The organism is Streptomyces sp. NPDC001594, from assembly GCF_042893675.1.
In the GTDB taxonomy this organism is placed as follows: domain Bacteria; phylum Actinomycetota; class Actinomycetes; order Streptomycetales; family Streptomycetaceae; genus Streptomyces.
On sequence record NZ_JBIAVB010000011.1, the window covers coordinates 229,567 to 245,605 of the forward strand.

The window sequence follows — 16,039 nt, forward strand, 5'->3', positions numbered from 1 at the left end:
CGGGTCGATCGGTACGGGCCGCCGTGCTCAGAGCCGTGCCGGACTACTCGGAGACGCCGAGCTTCTCCAGGATGAGCTCCTTGACGCGGGCCGCGTCGGCCTGGCCGCGGGTGGTCTTCATGACCGCGCCGACCAGGGCGCCGACGGCGGCGATCTTGCCGCCGCGGATCTTGTCGGCGATGGCCGCGTTGCCCGCGATGGCCTCGTCCACGGCCGCGCCGAGCGCGCCCTCGTCCGAGACGACCTTCAGGCCGCGCTTCTCGACGACCTCGTCCGGGGTGCCCTCGCCGGCGAGGACGCCCTCGATGACCTGGCGGGCCAGCTTGTCGTTCAGGTCGCCGGCCGCGACGAGCGCCGCGACACGGGCCACCTGGGCCGGGGTGATCGGCAGCTCGTCGACCGAGACGCCCTGCTCGTTGGCGTTGCGGGCGAGCTCGCCCATCCACCACTTGCGGGCGGCCGCCGAGTCGGCGCCCTCCTCGATCGTGGCGACGATGGAGTCGACCGCGCCCGCGTTGAGGATGGACTGCATGTCGTGCTCGGTGACGCCCCACTCCTCGCGGAGGCGGTTGCGGCGCACGCGCGGCATCTCCGGGAGGCCGGCACGCAGCTCCTCGACCCAGGCGCGGGCCGGGGCGACGGGGACCAGGTCGGGCTCCGGGAAGTACCGGTAGTCCTCGGCGTTGTCCTTGATGCGGCCGGCCGTGGTGGAGCCGTCCTCCTCGTGGAAGTGCCGGGTCTCCTGCACGATGGAGCCGCCCGACGAGAGCACCGCCGCGTGGCGCTGGATCTCGAAGCGGGCCGCGCGCTCGACGGAGCGCAGCGAGTTGACGTTCTTCGTCTCCGAACGGGTGCCGAATTCCTTCGTGCCGTTCGGGCGCAGCGACAGGTTGACGTCGCAGCGCATCTGGCCCTTGTCCATGCGGGCCTCGGAGACGCCGAGCGCCTTGATGACCTCGCGCAGCTCGGCCACGTACGCCTTGGCGACCTCGGGGGCCCGCTCGCCGGCGCCCTCGATCGGCTTGGTGACGATCTCGATGAGGGGGATGCCGGCGCGGTTGTAGTCCAGCAGGGAGTGGGACGCGCCGTGGATACGGCCGGTGGCGCCGCCGACGTGCAGCGACTTGCCGGTGTCCTCCTCCATGTGGGCGCGCTCGATCTCGACGCGGAAGACCTCGCCGTCCTCCAGCTGGACGTCCAGGTAGCCGTTGAAGGCGATGGGCTCGTCGTACTGGGAGGTCTGGAAGTTCTTCGGCATGTCCGGATAGAAGTAGTTCTTCCGGGCGAAGCGGCACCACTCGGCGATCTCGCAGTTCAGCGCGAGACCGATCTTGACGGCCGACTCGACGCCGATCGCGTTGACGACCGGCAGCGAGCCGGGGAGACCGAGGCAGGTGGGGCAGGTCTGCGAGTTGGGCTCGGCGCCCAGCTCGGTGGAGCAGCCGCAGAACATCTTGGTCTTGGTGCCGAGCTCGACATGGACCTCAAGGCCCATGACGGGGTCGTACGACGCGAGGGCGTCCTCGTACGACAGCAGTTCGGTGAAGGTGGTCACGGTGAAACTTTCCCTCTCAGCCCAGCAGGACGTCGTCGTCGCCCAGGCGCTTCAGCTCGCGGTACAGGATCGCGAGGCCGGTGACGATGGCGGCGGCGGACACGACGGCGTCGACGAGCTGCAGCGTGTCGTGCTCGGTGCGGGCCTTGCGGGCCTGCTTGATCACGCTGAAGGCACCGAAGGCGGTGGTGCCCATCGACAGGTAGGTCCCGGTCCTGGACTTCTTGAAGCCCTTGGCCTTGGACAGTGCACTGGAACTCACAGCGACGGAGCCTCCTCAAGCAGCGGGTGGCCCCAGCGCTCGACGAAGGCGGCCTCGACGGCCGCACCGACCTTGTACAGACGGTCGTCCTTCATCGCCGGGGCGATGATCTGCAGACCCACCGGCAGGCCGTCCTCCGGGGCCAGGCCGCAGGGCAGCGACATGGCGGAGTTGCCGGCCAGGTTGGTCGGGATGGTGCACAGGTCCGCGAGGTACATCGCCAGCGGGTCGTCGGTGCGCTCACCGATGGCGAAGGCGGTGGTCGGGGTCGTCGGGGAGACGATGACGTCGACCTGCTCGAAGGACTTGTCGAAGTCCTGCGAGATGAGCGTGCGGACCTTCTGGGCGGAGCCGTAGTACGCGTCGTAGTAGCCGGAGCTGAGCGCGTACGTGCCGAGGATGATGCGGCGCTTGACCTCGTCGCCGAAGCCGGCCTCACGGGTCAGGGCGGTGACGTCCTCGGCGGACTTCGTGCCGTCGTCGCCGACGCGCAGGCCGTAGCGCATGGCGTCGAAGCGGGCCAGGTTCGAGGAGCACTCGGACGGCGCGATCAGGTAGTACGCGGCCATCGCGAGGTCGAAGGACGGGCAGTCCAGCTCGACGATCTCGGCGCCGAGCTCCTTGAGGAGCTCGACCGACTCGTCGAAGCGCTGGAGGACGCCGGCCTGGTAGCCCTCGCCGCGGAACTGCTTGACCACACCGACGCGCATGCCGGCGACGGAGCCGTTGCGGGCGGCCTCGACGACCGGCGGGACCGGGGCGTCGATGGAGGTGGAGTCGAGCGGGTCGTGGCCGGCGATGACCTCGTGGAGGAGGGCCGCGTCCAGGACCGTGCGGGCGCAGGGGCCGCCCTGGTCGAGGGAGGAGGAGAAGGCCACCATGCCGTAGCGGGAGACGCCGCCGTAGGTGGGCTTGACGCCGACGGTGCCGGTGACGGCGGCGGGCTGGCGGATGGAGCCGCCGGTGTCCGTGCCGATGGCGAGCGGGGCCTGGAAGGCGGCCAGGGCGGCCGCGGAGCCGCCGCCGGAGCCGCCGGGGATCTTGGTGAGGTCCCACGGGTTGCCGGTCGGGCCGTAGGCGCTGTTCTCGGTGGAGGACCCCATGGCGAACTCGTCCATGTTGGTCTTGCCGAGGATGACGACGTCGGCTTCCTTGAGCTTGCGCGTCAGGGTGGCGTCGTAGGGCGGGATCCAGCCTTCGAGGATCTTCGAACCGACGGTGGTCGGGACGCCGACCGTGGTGAAGATGTCCTTGAGGGCGAGCGGGACGCCGGCCAGCGGGCCGAGCTTCTCGCCCGCGGCGCGCTTGGCGTCGACGGCGCGGGCCTGCGCGAGGGCGCCCTCGCGGTCGACGTGGAGGAAGGCGTGGACCTTCTCGTCGGTCGCGTCGATGCGGGCCAGGTGGGCCTCGGTGACCTCGACGGCCGTGAGCTCGCCGGAGGCGATCTTCTCGGCGGTCTGGGCGGCCGTCAGCTTGATGATGTTGGTGTCAGCCATGGTGATTAGTCCTCCCCCAGGATCTGCGGCACCTTGAAACGCTGCTGCTCCTGGGCGGGAGCGCCGGAAAGCGCCTGCTCGGGGGTGAGCGAGGGACGGACCTCGTCCGCGCGCATGACGTTCGTCAGCGGGAGCGGGTGGGAGGTCGGCGGGACGTCTTGGTCGGCGACCTCGGAAACGCGGGCGACCGCGCCGATGATGTCGTCGAGCTGTCCGGCGAAGTGGTCGAGCTCTTCGCTCTTCAGTTCCAGACGTGCCAGCCGAGCGAGGTGGGCGACCTCCTCGCGCGTGATGCCAGGCATGCAGCGATCCTCTGGGGGTGGTGAGTGTGTAGTTTCGGGGCCAATCCTATGGGGCCCGGCCCCGGACCCGGTAAACGGTTTGCCGCCGACCTGCGGTGCGGGGTGTGCCGCTGCGCGGAGCGGTCCCCTACCCGCCCTTCGCCCGTTCCCAGGGGGCTCCGCCCCCGGACCCCCGCGCCTCAAACGCCGGCGGGGCTGATTTCAGCCCGCGCGGCGGCACCGCCGGGTTGCGCTACGGGGCCGGGGTGTCGGCGGTGGCGGCCAGTTCTGCTGTGATGTCGGCCGGGCGGCGCCAGCCGCGTTCGCCTCGGGCCAGGAGCCAGGCCGTGGCCTCCTGCGGGGGCATCGCGGCCGCGACCAGCCAGCCCTGGACGGCGTCGCAGCCGAGGTCGCGGAGGCGTTCCCACGTCTCGTCGTCCTCGACGCCCTCCGCGACGACCAGCAGGCCCAGGGAGTGGGCCAGGTCGACCGTGCAGCGGACGATCTCCGCGTCCTGGGCGTCGACCGCCAGGCGGGCCACGAACGAGCGGTCGATCTTGAGCTCGCTCACCGGCAGGCGGCGCAGGTGGACCAGGGAGGAGTAGCCCGTGCCGAAGTCGTCGAGGGACATCTTCACGCCGTGGCCCGTCAGGCCCGCCATGGTGTCGGCGGCGCGCTGCGGGTCCTCCAGGAGGACGTGTTCCGTTATCTCCAGCTGGAGGCCGCTCGCGGGGACGCCGTGACGGGCCAGGCGGGCCGCGACGGCGCCGGCGAAGCCGGGGGTGTGGACGTCGCGCGGGGAGACGTTGACGGCGACCGGGACCTTGAGGCCCTGGGCGCGCCAGCGGGCGACCTGGGCGAGGGCGGTCTCCAGGACGTATTCGGTGAGGTGCGGCATCAGGCCGGAGGTCTCGGCGATGGCGATGAACTCGTCGGGAGGGACCCGGCCGCGTTCCGGGTGGACCCAGCGGACCAGGGCTTCGAGGCCGGCCACCTGGCCGTCGAAGCGGACCTTGGGCTGGTAGTGGAGTTCCACCTCGCCCGCGTCCAGGGCGCGGCGCAGGTCGCCCAGGAGGCCGAGGCGGTCGGGCGTGTTGCTGTCGCGCTTGGACTCGTAGACCTCCACGCCCGTGCGGTCCCGCTTGGCCTGGTACATGGCCACGTCCGCCCGGCGCAGCAGGCCCTCCGCGTCGAGGGCGTGGTCGGGGAAGACGGCGAGGCCCGCGCTGGCCTCCAGGACGAGGGTCAGGCCGTCCAGGTCCAGGGGGGAGCTCAGCTCGGCGACCAGGTGGCGGGCGACGCGCTGGGCGCTGGTGGTGGAGTCGGTGGTGGGCAGGAGGACCGCGAACTCGTCGCCCCCGAGCCGGGCCGCCTCCGCCTCCTCCGGGAGGGCCTGGCGCAGCCGGGCGGCGATCTGGAGGAGGAGCCGGTCGCCGGCGAGGTGGCCGAGGGTGTCGTTGACGGCGCGGAAGCGGTCCAGGTCGATCAGCACAAGAGCTGACCGGGTGCCCAAACGTTCAGCCTCGTCCAGCGCGGACCAGGTCCGCTCCAGCAGCCACTGCCGGTTCGGCAGCCCGGTCAGCGGGTCGCGCAGCTGCTCCTCGGCGCGGGCCCGGGCGATCCACAGGGTGGAGTCGAGGGCGATGAGCGGTACGGCGAACAGCGGCAGCAGCACCGGCTGGGTGCTGGCGACCACGCAGATCAGCGGGGCGATGCCGAGCAGCGCGGCCGCCACCAGGGCCTGGCGCAGCAGGGCGGTGCGGGCCACCGTGGGCAGGCCGCCGCCGGGCGGCGTGAGCGCGAACCACAGCAGGGCCCGGGTGACGAGGAGGTAGGCGACGGCCACCAGGGCCACCTCGGGCGCGGCGGCCAGGTCCCAGGTGGTGGGCAGCCACGGGGTCTCCACGCTGGGCGCGTCCCCGAAGGCGGCCAGGACGAGGGCGCCCGCGCCGATGCCGAGGATGTCGACGGAGCCGTGCAGCAGCCCTTGCCGCCAGCGGTGCCGGCGGGCGGCTCCGACCAGGGAGACCACCGCGAGCGAGACCAGTCCGGCGGGGACCCAGCCGTAGAGGATGAGCACGCCGAGGGTGAGGGCGGCGCCCGACCCCGTGCCGCCCCACCAGCGGTCCCGGCCGAGGGCGACGAGGTGGCCGACGATGATGCCGGTGAGCAGGGCCAGTGCCCAGCCGACCGGGCCGCTGGGGAACAGTGCCTGACGGGCGGTCAAGGCGGCGGCGACCCCGCCCGCGAGCACCACGGCGGCGAGGCCCACGACGACGGCGGGCAGGACGGTGCGCCGCTGCTGTCCCGCTCCGGTGTCCAGGGGACGGGTCTGCGGTGTCCTGGCACCCAGGACACCGAGCCGGCCCGCCCGCAAGGACGGGAGTTCCCCGCCGAATTCAGGTGACGGGTCGGCGCTTTCGGTGGGTTTCATGCCCGTCCCTCTCACAGCCGGCGATGCCGATGTCGCGCGATGGCCCCGATGTCATGCCATCACGGCTGGAAGGCACCTCAGGCAGCCGCGCACGACAGGCGCACCCCACAACAGTAGGACGGGAGAGGCTCCCAGGGGCAGCAGTCGGCGGTGGTTGCCCGAATGCGACCCAGCCATCCTCATCAGTACGGTATCCGCCGAACGGGTGAGTTTGGACCAGGACCCCCCCCGTCACCCCTCCGATGATCCGACAGCTCACCGGCCCTCGACCAGCCATGTACCGGCCGTTTGCCACCCGGCCCCGCGCCCGGCGTGCGCCCGCCCGTACGGCCGCACGCCGCGCATCCGTTCGCGGTATCTACTCCCCTTCGGCCGCGCCGTCCAGCGGCAGCGCCGCCTCGCGGGCCGCGTCGGGCCCCTGTTCGAGCAGGACGGCGAACCCGGCGTCGTCGAGGATGGAGAGCTTCAGCTGGACGGCCTTGTCGTACTTCGAACCGGGGTTGTCACCGACCACGACGAAGGAGGTCTTCTTCGACACCGAGCCGGTCACCTTGGCACCCCGGCTCTGCAGGGCCTCCTTGGCACCGTCACGGGTGTGGCTCTGGAGGGTGCCCGTGACGACGACGGTCAGGCCCTCCAGCGGGCGCGGCCCCTCCTCCTCGCCGGAACCTTCCTCCTCCATGCGCACGCCGGCCGCCCGCCACTTGCGGAGGATCTCCTGGTGCCAGTCGACGGCGAACCATTCCTTGAGCGAGGCGGCGATGATCGCGCCGACGCCCTCGGTCGCCGTCAGCTCCTCCTCGGTGGCCTGTTCGATGCGGTCGATCGACCGGAACTCGCGGGCCAGGGCCTCCGCGGCGACCGGGCCCACGTGCCGGATGGAGAGGCCGTTGATGATCCGGGCCAGCGGGCGCTGCTTGGCGGCGGCGATGTTCTCCAGCATGGCCAGGGCGTTCTTCTTCGGCTCGCCCTTCTGGTTGGCGAAGACCGTGACGATCTTCTCCTCGCCCGTCTTCGGGTCCCGCTTGGGCAGACCGCTGTCGGGGTCCCGGACGTACGCCTTGATGGGGAGGATGTCCTCGATCGTGAGGTCGAAGAGGTCGCCCTCGTCCAGCAGCGGCGGCTGGGCCGGCTCCAGGGGGCCGGTCAGGGCGGCGGCGGCCACCATGCCGAAGTTCTCGATGTCGAGGGACTGCCGGCCGGCCAGGTAGAACAGCCGTTCACGCAACTGGGCGGGGCAGGTCTGCCCGTTGGGGCAGCGGACGTCGATGTCGCCCTCCTTCATGGGGCGCAGCGCCGTCCCGCACTCGGGGCATTGCGACGGCATCACGAACTCCCGCTCGCTGCCGTCGCGCAGGTCCACCACCGGGCCCAGGATCTCCGGGATGACGTCGCCCGCCTTGCGCAGCACCACCGTGTCCCCGATGAGGACGCCCTTGGCCTTGACGACCTCCTGGTTGTGCAGGGTCGCGAACTCCACCTCCGAGCCCGCCACCGTCACCGGCTCCACCTGGGCGTACGGGGTGACGCGCCCGGTGCGGCCGACACCCACCTTGATGTCGATCAGCTTGGTGTTGACCTCTTCGGGGGCGTACTTCCAGGCGATCGCCCAGCGCGGGGCGCGGGCGGTGGAGCCGAGCCGGCCCTGGAGGGCGATCTCGTCGAGCTTGACGACGACCCCGTCGATCTCGTGCTCCACGGAGTGCCGGTTCTCGCCGAAGCGGGTGATGAACGCCCGCACCTCCTCCAGGGAGGACACCACCGCGTTGTGCCGCGCGGTGGGCAGGCCCCACTCGCGCAGCAGCTCGTACGCCTGGGACTGGCGCTCGATGTCGAAGCCCTCGCGGGCGCCGATGCCGTGCACCACCATGTGGAGCGGGCGGGTCGCGGTGACCTTGGGGTCCTTCTGGCGCAGCGAGCCGGCCGCGGCGTTGCGCGGGTTGGCGAAGGGCTTGCCCTCGGCCTCCACCAGGCGGGCGTTGAGCTCCTCGAACTTCTCCATCGGGAAGTACACCTCGCCGCGGATCTCGACGAGGGCCGGGATCCGGTCCCCCTTGAGGCGGTCCGGGATCTCGGCGATGGTGCGGACGTTGGGCGTGATGTCCTCGCCCGTGCGGCCGTCGCCGCGGGTGGCGGCGCGGGTGAGGCGGCCGTTCTCGTAGGTGAGGTTGACGGCGAGGCCGTCCACCTTGAGCTCGCACAGGTAGTGGTAGTCCGGGGTGTTCACGTCCCGGGCGACCCGCTCGGCCCAGGCGGACAGCTCCTCGTCGTCGAAGGCGTTGTCGAGGGAGAGCATCCGCTCGCGGTGCTCGACGGAGGCGAAGTCCGTCTCGTACGCCCCGGCCACCTTCTGGGTGGGCGAGTCGGGGGTGCGCAGCTCGGGGTACTGCTCCTCCAGGGCTTCCAGTGAGCGCAGCAGCTGGTCGAACTCGGCGTCGCTGACGACCGGCTGGTCGTTCACGTAGTACCGGAAGCGGTGCTCCTCGACCTGCTCGGCGAGCAGCTGGTGCTGCTCGCGCGCCGCCGTCGGTACTGCCGTGTCCTGCTGTTCGGCTGCCATGCCGTGTCCTCCCGTGGCCCGTCCTCGACCGTCACTCAGGGTTGTCGGCGAGGGACCTCGCCGCTCTGGCGCAATGGGCCTGCGCCGCGCGGGCGTACGCGGGCGAGGCACCCGCCAGACCGCACGACGGGGTGACCACGACGGACTCGGCCAGAGTCCCCGGGGCCAGCCCCAGCCTGCGCCAAAGCTTCCTGACACCCATGACGCTACCGCCCGGGTCCGACAACGGGCCGTCGGTGCCCGGCACCACTCCGGCGAAGAGTTTCATGCCGCCTTCGACGGCCTCGCCGATGGCGTCGTCCTCGCGCTCGGTGAGCAGGGAGAAATCGAACGAGACGGCCGCGGCGCCGGCCCGGCGCAGCAGCGCGAAGGGGACGTCGGGGGCGCAGGAGTGGACGACGACCTCCCCGTCGTGGACGGAGAAGAGCTCGCGCAGGGCGCTTTCGACGACCTGCCGGTCGACGGCCCGGTAGGTGCGGTAGCCGCTGGCGGAGCGCACCCGGCCGCGCAGGACGGCGGTGAGCGAGGGCTCGTCGTACTGGAGCACGATCTCGGCGCCGGGGACGCGCTTGCGTACGTCCGCGAGGTGGCCGCGCAGGCCCTCGGCGAGGGAGGCGGCCAGGTCCCGGCAGGCTCCGGCGTCCTGGAGGACGGCCTCGCCGCCGTGCAGTTCGAGGGCGGCGGCCAGGGTCCAGGGGCCGACGGCCTGGACCTTGAGCTTGCCGGTGTAGCCCTGGGTGAACTCCTCCAGGGCGTCGAGGTCCTCGCCGAGCCAGGAGCGGGCCCGGCGGGTGTCGCGGCCGGGGCGGTCGCTGATCCGCCAGCCGCTGGGCTCGACGTGGGCGTAGAGGTCGACGAGCAGCCCGAGGGAGCGGCCGATCATGTCGGCGCCGGGTCCGCGGGCGGGGAGTTCGGGAAGGTACGGGAAGTCCTCGAAGGAGCCCGTGGCGGTCTTGGCGGCCTCGCGGGCGTCGCCGCCCGGCAGGGATCCGACGCCGGTGGCGCCCGCGGTCATCGGCCGGGCCTCACGCTCAGGTCGTTCACCTCGGCGTCGCGCGGCAGGTCGACGGCCATGACGATGGTGGTGGCCACGGACTCGGGGTCGATCCAGGCGGCGGGGTCGTACTCCTTGCCCTCCTGCGAGTGGACCTTGGCCTGCATGGGGCTGGCGGTGCGGCCGGGGTAGACGGAGGTGACGCGGATGCCGTTGGCCTTCTCCTCCCCGCGCAGGGAGTCGGCGAGGGCCTTGAGGCCGTGCTTGGAGGCCGCATAGGCGCTCCACTCGGCGTGGGCGGTGAGGCCGGCGCCGGAGTTGACGAAGACGACGGTCGCCTTGGAGGCCCGCAGGGTGGGCAGCAGCAGGCGGGTGACCTCGGCGGGGGCGATCAGGTTGACGTTGAGCTGCTGGTGCCAGGTCTTGGGGCGCAGCTCGCCGACGGGGCCGAGGTCGACGATCCCGGCGATGTGCAGGAGGGAGTCGATCCGCTCGGGCATCGGCTGCTTGGAGAAGGCCCACGAGAGCCGGTCGGGGTCCGCGAGGTCGCCGACGAGGGTCCGCGCGCCGGGGTAGCGCTCGACGAGCTGCCGGGCGCGGCCGGCGTCGCGGGCGAGCAGGACGAGGTCGTCGCCGCGGGCGTGCAGGCGGGCGGCGACGGCGGCGCCGATGCCGGAGCCGGCGCCGGTGATCAGGTGAGTAGGCATACGGCCATGCTCGCACCCCGCGCCCGCCGTCGGCCCCGCCACCCGGGGCCGGCCGGCGCGGGAGGGGTCAGAGCCCGGCGGACTCGCGGATGGCGGCGGCCGTCTTCGTGGCGTCGTAGCCGGCCGGGACGCCCTCGACCAGGAGGATGTCGGCGCTGATGTGGCGGGTGCGCAGCGGGAGGATCTCCTGGTAGGCCGGGGACGCGTACCAGGCGCGGGCGCGCTCGATGTCGGGGAAGGCGATGATCACCAGGTCGCCGGGGAAGGATCCCTCCAGGACCTCGACCGGGTTGCCGTGGACGAGGAAGCGGCCCTCGAAGGGGTCCATCGTGGCCTGGATCGTCTCGATGTAGCGGAGGATCTCCTCGTTCATCGTCTCGGGACGTATGTGGCCGATGGCGTAGGCAGTCATGTCTGGCTCCCGATTCCCTTGTCCGGAGGGCTTGTTGATCTCATCGTGGCAGGGCGCGGGGGGGCCGGTCGATTACCTCCGGGGTCATGTGTCACATGGGCTGGTGGGCCTCGGCGGCGGGCCGGAAGGTGCGGCGGTAGGCGATCGGGGAGACGCCGAGGGACGCGCGCATGTGCTGGCGCAGGGAGTTCGCGGTGCCGAAGCCCGCGCGGTGGGCGACCAGGTCGACGGGCAGGTCGCTGGACTCCAGCAGGTCGCGGGCGACTTCGAGCCGCTGGGCGGTGAGCCACTGCACGGGGGTCATGCCGACCTCGTCGCGGAAGCGGCGGGTGAAGGTGCGCAGGCTCATGCGGGCGTGGGCGGCGAGCTCGGCGAGGGTCACCGGTTCGGCCAGGCGTTCCAGGGCCCAGGCGCGGGTGGCGGTGGTGCTGGCGACCGTGGGTTCGGGGACGGGGCGGTCGATGTACTGGGCCTGTCCGCCGTCGCGCCAGGGTGGTACGACGCACATGCGGGCGGCCCGGTTGGTGACGGCGGCGCCGTGGTCGCGGCGGATCAGGTGCAGGCACAGGTCGACGCCGGCGGACACCCCGGCCGAGGTCAGGACGTCCCCGTCGTCGACGAAGAGCACGTCCTCGTCGACGCGGACGCTCGGGTAGGCCCGGCGGAACTCCCGGGCCAGGTTCCAGTGGGTGGTGGCGGGCCGGCCGTCGAGGAGTCCGGCGGCGGCGAGCACGTAGGAGCCCGTGCAGATGGACACCAGCCGGGTGCCGGGGCGGATGCCCGCGATGGCCGCGGCGACGGCGGGCGGCAGCGGGCCGCCGAGGCCCAGCTCCGGCATGGCGTGGGTGGGCGGGACGATCACCGTGTCGGCGGCGGCGAGCGCTTCGGGTCCGGCGGCGGGCTGGAGGGTGAAGCCGGAGTCGCTGGGCACGGGGAGGCCGTCGGCGGTGCAGACGACGACCTCGTAGAGGGCTTCGCCCTCGTCGTCCACGGCGCTGCCGAAGACCCGGGAGGGGATGCCCAGCTCGAACGGGGGGAAGCCCGGCAGGGCCAGCACGGCGACGAGGTGCCTGCCGTCGGCACCGCTCCCGGTGCGGGTCGCGTCCCGCATCTCGATCTCGCTCATGGCCAGATCCTGTCAGATAGTGGCCAAACGGCCAACACCACGGAGGTGCCAGGTGCCCCAATCTGAGACACGTCACCGGGGAACGGCCCGGTATCAGACGTAAACGAACGGAATGAGGCAGACGGAAATGCGCGCGATCGTCGTGAACGAGTGGGGCGGCCCGGAGAACCTGGTCGAGCGGGAGATCGACCGGCCCGAGCCCGGCCTGGGCGAGGTCCTCGTCCGGGTCCACGCGGCCGGCGTGAACCCGGTCGACTGGAAGACCCGGGCCAGCGGGGCCCTCATCACCTGGGGCGAGACCCCGATCGTCGGCTGGGACGTGTCCGGCACCGTCGAGGCGGTCGGCCCCGGTGTCACCCTCTTCGCCCCCGGCGACGAGGTGTACGGGATGCCGCACTTCCCGCGCCAGGCGGGCGGCTACGCCGAGTACGCGGTCGCCCCGGCCCGGCAGCTGGCGGCGAAGCCCGCCTCGCTGAGCCACGTCGAGGCCGCGGCCCTGCCGCTGGCCGCGCTGACCGCCTGGCAGGCGCTGGTGGACACCGCGGACGTGCGGCCCGGAGAGCGGGTCCTGGTGCACGCGGCCGCCGGCGGCGTCGGACACCTGGCGGTGCAGATCGCCAAGGCGCGCGGGGCGTACGTGATCGGCACCGCCAGCGCGGGCAAGCACGAGCTGCTGCGTTCGCTGGGCGCGGACGAGGTCGTGGACTACCGCGCGGTGGCCTTCGAGGACGTCGTCTCGGACGTGGACGTGGTCCTGGACGGCCTCGGCGGCGAGATCGCCGAGCGCTCCCTCTCGGTGCTGCGCGAGGGCGGCCGGCTGGTCACCCTGCCCGGCCCGGACGACGTCCCGGCCGACACCCGCGGCTTCCGCGCGGAGTGGGTGCTGGTCGAGCCCGACCGGCTCGGGCTGCGCGAGATCGCGGCACTGGCCGACGGCGGCGCGCTGAAGCCGCTCGTGGACGCGGTGCTGCCGCTGGAGCGGGCCGGCGAGGCCCACGAGCTCGGCGAGCGGGGCCGGACCACCGGCAAGATCGTCCTGACGGTGGTCTGAGCCGCAGAACCGGGATCAGACAGCGGCGGCGGTGGCCCGGGTGGTCGTGGCGATGGTGGCGGAGCCGACCACGCGGGTGCCGTCGTAGAGCACGATCGCCTGGCCGGGGGCCACGCCGCGGACCGGCTCGGTGAAGCGGACGCGCAGCTCGCCGTCCACGACCTCGGCGAAGACCTCCGTCTCGCCGCCGTGGGCGCGCAGCTGCGCGGTGTAGGTGCCCGCGGCGGCCGCGGTGGAGCCGCACCAGCGGGGGCGGATCGCGGTGAGGGCGGTGACGTCGAGGGCCTCGGCGGGGCCGACGGTGACCGTGTTGTCCACCGGCGAGATGTCGAGGACGTAGCGGGGCTTGCCGTCCGGGGCGGGGTGGCCGATGCGCAGGCCCTTGCGCTGGCCGATGGTGAAGCCGAAGGCCCCGTCGTGGGTGCCGACCTTCTCGCCGGTCGCCTCGTCGACGATGTCGCCCTCGGCCTTGCCCAGGCGCTTGGCGAGGAAGCCCTGGGTGTCGCCGTCGGCGATGAAGCAGATGTCGTGGCTGTCGGGCTTCTTCGCCACGGCCAGGCCGCGGCGCTCGGCCTCGGCGCGGATCTCGTCCTTGGTGGTGACGGTGTCGCCGAGCGGGAAGAGTGCGTGGGCCAGCTGCTTCTCGTCGAGGACGCCGAGGACGTAGGACTGGTCCTTGGCGATGTCGGAGGCACGGTGCATCTCGCGCGTACCGTCCTCCTTCTCCACGATGGTCGCGTAATGGCCCGTGCAGACGGCGTCGAAGCCGAGGGCGAGGGCCTTGTCGAGGAGCGCCGCGAACTTGATCTTCTCGTTGCAGCGCAGGCAGGGGTTCGGGGTGCGTCCGGCCTCGTACTCGGCGACGAAGTCCTCGACGACGTCCTCGCGGAAGCGCTCGGCGAGGTCCCAGCAGTAGAAGGGGATGCCGATGACGTCGGCGGCCCGGCGGGCGTCGCGGGAGTCCTCGATGGTGCAGCAGCCGCGGGCGCCGGTCCGGAAGGACTGCGGGTTCGCGGAGAGCGCCAGGTGGACGCCCGTGACGTCGTGCCCCGCCTCGACCGCGCGCGCGGCGGCGACGGCGGAGTCCACGCCGCCGGACATGGCGGCGAGGACGCGGAGGGGGCGGGCGGTGCGCGGCAGGTTCTCAGTCATAGCGCCTTCCAGGGTACGGGGAACCGCGCGGGGTCACAGCGCGTTATCGGCAGTGGGGGGTGGATCACATGACCGAGAAGGCCGTGAAGGCGAAGGGCGGGGGCCGGACCCGGCGGGCGGTGCTGTTCGGCGGGCTCGGGGCGCTGGCGGTGGGGGCGCTGTCGGCGCAGGACGAGATCCGGCGGGCCTGGTGGCTGCTGCCGGGGGTCAGCAAGCCGCGCAAGGAGGGGGAGGTCGACTTTCCCGGGGTGAGCTGGACGGCGGCCTCGCCGGCGAACTGGCGGCTGGCGGACCGGCCCGACGACTACCGGGTGGACCGGATCGTCGTGCATGTCACGCAGGGGGACTTCGCATCGTCGGTGGGCGCGTTCCAGAACCCGTTCCACAAGGCGTCGGCGCACTACATAGTCCGCCAGGACGGGCATGTGGAGCAGATGGTCCGCGAGCTGGACGTCGCCTTCCACGCCGGGAACCGGTCCATGAACGAGCGCAGCGTCGGCATCGAGCACGAGGGCTTCATCGACCGGCCGCAGGACTTCACGGACGCGATGTACGCGGCGTCGGCGCGGCTGGCGGCGGACGTCTGCCGGAGGTACGGCATACCGGTGGACCGCAAGCACCTCCTGGGGCACTCGGAGGTCCCGGGCGCCGACCACACCGACCCGGGACCGCACTGGGACTGGGACCGCTACCTCCGGCTGGTCCGGGAGGAACTCGCCCGGACCGCTCCGGCGAAGGCGGGCTAGCTCAGGCCGGCCGTGCGGGCGCGGGCCACCGCCGGGCCGATGGCCGCCGCGACGGCCGCCACGTCCTCCTTGGTGGAGGTGTGCCCCAGGGAGAAGCGCAGGGTGCCGCGGGCCAGATGGGGGTCGGTGCCGGTGGCGAGCAGGACGTGGCTGGGCTGGGCGACGCCCGCGGTGCAGGCGGAGCCGGTCGAGCACTCGATGCCCTGCGCGTCCAGGAGCAGCAGCAGGGAGTCCCCCTCGCAGCCGGGGAAGCTGAAGTGGGCGTTGGCCGGGAGCCGGTCCTGCGGGTCGCCGCCGAGGACGGCGTCGGGGACGGCCGCCAGGACGGCACGGACCAGCTCGTCGCGCAGCGCGCCCACCTCGGCGGCGAACCGCTCGCGCCGCTCGGCGGCGAGTACGGCGGCCACCGAGAAGGCGGCGACGGCCGGCACGTCGAGGGTCCCGGAGCGGACGTGGCGCTCCTGGCCGCCGCCGTGCAGGACGGGGACGGGGGTCTGGTCGCGTCCGAGCAGCAGGGCGCCGATGCCGTAGGGGCCGCCGACCTTGTGGCCGCTCACGGTCATCGCGGCGAGGCCGCTGTCACCGAAGCGGACGTCGAGCTGCCCGACGGCCTGGACGGCGTCCGAGTGCAGGGGGATGCCGTGCTCCCGGGCGATGGCGGCCAGCTCGCGGACCGGCATGACGGTGCCGATCTCGTTGTTGGCCCACATGACGGTGGCCAGGGCGATGTCGTCGGGGTTGCGCTCGACGGCCTCCCGGAAGGCCTCCGGGCTCACCCGGCCGTAGTGGTCGACGGGCAGGTACTCGACGTCGGCCCCTTCGTGCTCGGCGAGCCAGTGGACGGCGTCGAGCACGGCGTGGTGCTCCACGGGGCTGGCGAGGACACGGGTGCGGGCCGGGTCGGCGTCACGGCGGGCCCAGTAGAGCCCCTTGACGGCGAGGTTGTCGGCCTCGGTGCCGCCCGCGGTGAAGACCACCTCGCTGGGGCGGCCCCCGAGCGCTTCGGCGAGGGCCTCGCGGGCCTCCTCGACGGTGCGGCGGGCACGGCGGCCGGCGGCGTGCAGTGAGGAGGCGTTACCGGTGGCGGCGAACTGCGCGGTCATCGCCGCGGCGGCTTCCGGGAGCATCGGCGTGGTCGCGGCGTGGTCGAGGTAGGCCATGATTTTTTGATTCTACGAGCCCCTCCGCCCGCGGGTCCCCGCCCGGGGGCGGTTGGTCGGACCAGCGGGGGCGCGGCGCGGGCCCGTCATCGCCCCTGCCAGG

At 72.8% G+C, this 16,039-nt stretch carries 14 protein-coding genes; 2 read left to right on the top strand and 12 right to left on the bottom strand.

Translation table 11 applies throughout. The annotated features are described in order from the left end of the window. Nucleotides 1–43 precede the first annotated feature (43 nt). From gatB to ACFY0O_RS23005, 10 genes are all read right to left on the bottom strand, one after another. Entirely contained in the window at nt 44–1,555 is a 1,512-nt protein-coding gene (gene gatB, locus ACFY0O_RS22960; RefSeq protein ID WP_388949293.1) for an Asp-tRNA(Asn)/Glu-tRNA(Gln) amidotransferase subunit GatB, read from the bottom strand. 16 nt (nt 1,556–1,571) lie between these two features. Next, a complete protein-coding gene (locus ACFY0O_RS22965; protein WP_237293363.1) occupies nt 1,572–1,751 on the bottom strand; it encodes a hypothetical protein in 180 nt (59 codons plus the stop codon). Nucleotides 1,752–1,813: 62 nt separating this feature from the next. After that, complete coding sequence (gene gatA, locus ACFY0O_RS22970) at nt 1,814–3,313, bottom strand: Asp-tRNA(Asn)/Glu-tRNA(Gln) amidotransferase subunit GatA (protein ID WP_388949296.1); 1,500 nt, start codon at nt 3,311–3,313, stop codon at nt 1,814–1,816. A gap of 5 nt (nt 3,314–3,318) precedes the next feature. Continuing rightward, nucleotides 3,319–3,615 carry an Asp-tRNA(Asn)/Glu-tRNA(Gln) amidotransferase subunit GatC gene (gatC, locus tag ACFY0O_RS22975; protein ID WP_007266718.1) on the bottom strand — a complete coding sequence of 99 codons (297 nt, stop codon included), beginning with the start codon at nt 3,613–3,615 and terminating at the stop codon, nt 3,319–3,321. A 232-nt stretch (nt 3,616–3,847) separates the two neighbouring features. Beyond that, complete coding sequence (locus ACFY0O_RS22980) at nt 3,848–6,028, bottom strand: putative bifunctional diguanylate cyclase/phosphodiesterase (RefSeq protein WP_388949298.1); 2,181 nt, start codon at nt 6,026–6,028, stop codon at nt 3,848–3,850. A 358-nt stretch (nt 6,029–6,386) separates the two neighbouring features. After that, nucleotides 6,387–8,588: an NAD-dependent DNA ligase LigA gene (gene ligA, locus ACFY0O_RS22985; protein ID WP_388949300.1), complete on the bottom strand. Its 2,202-nt coding sequence runs from the start codon at nt 8,586–8,588 to the stop codon at nt 6,387–6,389. 31 nt (nt 8,589–8,619) lie between these two features. After that, nucleotides 8,620–9,603, bottom strand: a complete 984-nt coding sequence (locus tag ACFY0O_RS22990) for a methionine synthase (protein WP_388949301.1) — start codon at nt 9,601–9,603, stop codon at nt 8,620–8,622. Further along, nucleotides 9,600–10,289: an SDR family oxidoreductase gene (locus ACFY0O_RS22995; protein WP_358897178.1), complete on the bottom strand. Its 690-nt coding sequence runs from the start codon at nt 10,287–10,289 to the stop codon at nt 9,600–9,602. Before ACFY0O_RS22995 ends, ACFY0O_RS22990 begins: the two co-directional genes overlap by 4 nt. Before the next feature lie 67 nt (nt 10,290–10,356). Next, nucleotides 10,357–10,701, bottom strand: a complete 345-nt coding sequence (locus ACFY0O_RS23000; protein WP_388949303.1) for a DUF1330 domain-containing protein — start codon at nt 10,699–10,701, stop codon at nt 10,357–10,359. Between the two features lie 91 nt (nt 10,702–10,792). Then, nucleotides 10,793–11,827 (bottom strand): GlxA family transcriptional regulator, encoded by a 1,035-nt coding sequence (locus tag ACFY0O_RS23005; protein ID WP_388949306.1) that lies wholly within the window; start codon nt 11,825–11,827, stop codon nt 10,793–10,795. 127 nt (nt 11,828–11,954) lie between these two features. On the opposite strand from ACFY0O_RS23005, the gene ACFY0O_RS23010 reads away from it, so the two are divergent. Then, on the top strand, nt 11,955–12,878 hold the full coding sequence (locus ACFY0O_RS23010; RefSeq protein WP_388949470.1) for an NADP-dependent oxidoreductase: 924 nt from the start codon (nt 11,955–11,957) through the stop codon (nt 12,876–12,878). A 15-nt stretch (nt 12,879–12,893) separates the two neighbouring features. Here ACFY0O_RS23010 and mnmA read toward each other — a convergent pair whose 3' ends face one another. Beyond that, a complete protein-coding gene (gene mnmA, locus ACFY0O_RS23015; RefSeq protein ID WP_388949308.1) occupies nt 12,894–14,030 on the bottom strand; it encodes a tRNA 2-thiouridine(34) synthase MnmA in 1,137 nt (378 codons plus the stop codon). Between the two features lie 68 nt (nt 14,031–14,098). Here mnmA and ACFY0O_RS23020 point away from each other — a divergent pair, with 68 nt between their 5' ends. Beyond that, nucleotides 14,099–14,776, top strand: coding sequence for an N-acetylmuramoyl-L-alanine amidase (locus ACFY0O_RS23020; protein WP_388949311.1), 678 nt, complete (start codon nt 14,099–14,101; stop codon nt 14,774–14,776). Here ACFY0O_RS23020 and ACFY0O_RS23025 read toward each other — a convergent pair. Further along, the gene (locus ACFY0O_RS23025) at nt 14,773–15,936 is read right to left on the bottom strand and encodes a cysteine desulfurase family protein (protein WP_388949313.1); all 1,164 of its coding nucleotides are present in this window, start codon (nt 15,934–15,936) and stop codon (nt 14,773–14,775) included. The genes ACFY0O_RS23020 and ACFY0O_RS23025 overlap by 4 nt on opposite strands. Between the last annotated feature and the right edge of the window lie 103 nt (nt 15,937–16,039).